The 2,519-nt window shown below is 32.6% G+C and carries 1 protein-coding gene; it reads left to right on the forward strand.

The features are described from left to right. Nucleotides 1-171: 171 nt before the first annotated feature. On the forward strand, nucleotides 172-2,519 hold a 2,348-nt coding region (locus tag AK212_RS12795), incomplete at its 3' end, for an SdrD B-like domain-containing protein (RefSeq protein WP_483315614.1).

The raw sequence follows: 2,519 nt of genomic DNA on the forward strand, positions 1-2,519 counted from the left end.
GAAGAAGCAGCAACAGCTGAAGAGCCAGCAACTAAAGAAGAAGCAGCAACAGCTGAAGAGTCAGCAACTAAAGAAGAAGCAGCAACAGCTGAAGAGTCAGCAACTAAAGAAGAAGCAACAACAGCTGAAGAGCCACATGAGATAAGTAACAAAAATGAACAATCACTAGATATGAATAAAAATAGCACAATCGATGAAAAAATCGATTATACAAAACAAGCTATAAATGAGCTGAATATTAATCCAAAAGACATTTCTAATATTGAGACTTCAATTAAAAATAATAGTGATTTAAAAAATTTATCTAAAGAAGAATTAAATAACGAAATTTTACGAGCTGCATTACTTAATGAATCTAACAATAATGACTATGGTTTAGAAACATTATCAGCTATTGAACCTTTAACAACTAATGTTAGAAATAAAAACAATTCATTAAGTCCAGTATCTAAACTTAGAATGTTGGCAGCTGTAACATCAGGTCAAAATGTTAATGATAAAATTAATATTACAAATGCTAGTTTGACACTTAACAAGAAGAATAATCAACATGATGATAATACGGTTTGGCCAACAAGTAATGAGCAATTAAGATTATCTGCTGATTACGAACTGGATAATAGTATTAAAGAGGGAGATACATTCACTATAAAATATGGTGATTACATTAGACCTGGTGCTTTAGAACTTCCAGCTAAAAATACACAACTACGTAGTAAGGAAGGTTCGATTGTAGCAAACGGTGTTTATGATGAAACTACAAATACAACTACATACACTTTTACTAATTATGTAGATCAATACCAAAACATTACAGGTAGCTTTAATCTTTTAGCAACACCAAAAAGAGAGACAGTAACTAAAGATAAACAAAGTTATCCTATGGATGTTACCATCGCTAACCAAGAAGTTAGAGAAAACTTTGTGGTAGATTATGGTAATCATAAAGACCATCTCACAAGTGCAGCAGTAGCAAATGTTGATAATGTAAATAATAAACATAATGAAGTTGTTTATTTAAATCAACCTGGGAATAGAATTTATGATGCAAAATATTTCTCAACAGTTCAAAATGGTAATTTTATACCTAATGAAACAAAAGTGTATGAAGTATTAGATGATAATGTTTTAGTTGATAGCTTTAATCCGAATTTAAACGGATCTGCAGTTAAAGATGTAACTAGTGAATTTACACCTAAATATAGCCTTAATAATACTAGAGTAGATATAGATCTTAACCGTAGTAATATGAACAAAGGAAAACGTTATATTATTACTCAAGCGGTTAAACCATCAGGTACTGGCAATGTTACTACAAATTATGAATTAACACGTTATGGTAACCAAGAATCAAGATATCCAACAGGCACTAAAAGTACAACCGTCAGTTATATTAATGGTTCTTCAACAGCACAAGGAGATAACCCAACATACAGTCTTGGAGACTATGTATGGTTAGATAAAAACAAAGATGGTATCCAAAATGATGACGAAAAAGGTATTCCAGGTGTTTACGTCATTCTTAAAGATAGTAATAACAAAGAATTACAACGTGCAACCACAGATGAAACAGGACATTATCAGTTTAATAACTTACAAAATGGAACATATAATGTTGAATTTGTTATTCCTAATAATTATACTCCATCACCATCAAATACAAGTGATAATGACACTATTGATTCGGATGGTCAAAAAGATGGGGATAATAATGTAGTGGTAGCAAAAGGTATCATTAATAATGCCGACAATATGACTGTTGATACAGGTTTTTATGAAAAACCAACATATAATTTAGGCGACTATGTATGGGAAGATACAAATAAAGACGGCATTCAAGACTCTGATGAAAAAGGAATTCAAGGAGTAACCGTTACATTAAAAGATAGTGAAGGCAATACAATTGGAACAACAACAACAGATGAAAATGGTAAGTATCAATTTACTGGTTTAGAAAATGGAACGTATGAAGTTTCATTTACTACACCAGAAGGATATACACCTACAAATGCTAATGCGGGTAACGATGATACTAAAGATTCTGATGGTTTAACAACTACAGGTGTCATTAATGATGCTGATAACTGGACATTAGATAGCGGATTCTATAAAACTCCAAAATATAGTTTAGGTGACTATGTATGGAAAGACACTAACAAAGATGGTATCCAAGATTCTGATGAAAATGGAATCCCAGGTGTAACTGTTACGTTAAAAGATGGTAATGGAAACGTATTAAAAACAACAACAACAGATGAAAATGGTAAGTATCGTTTTGATGATTTAGATAGTGGTGACTATATTGTACATTTTGATAAGCCTGAAGGCTTAACTCAAACTACCACAAATTCAGGTAGCGATGATGGCAAAGATGCTGATGGTGAAGAAGTACATGTAACTATTACTGATCATGATGATTTTAGTGTTGATAATGGATACTTCGAGGACGACAGTGATGCAGACGCTGACGCAGATGCTGATGCTGACTCAGATGCTGATGCTGACTCAGACGCAGATGC

The organism is Staphylococcus borealis, assembly GCF_001224225.1.
Lineage (GTDB): Bacteria > Bacillota > Bacilli > Staphylococcales > Staphylococcaceae > Staphylococcus > Staphylococcus borealis.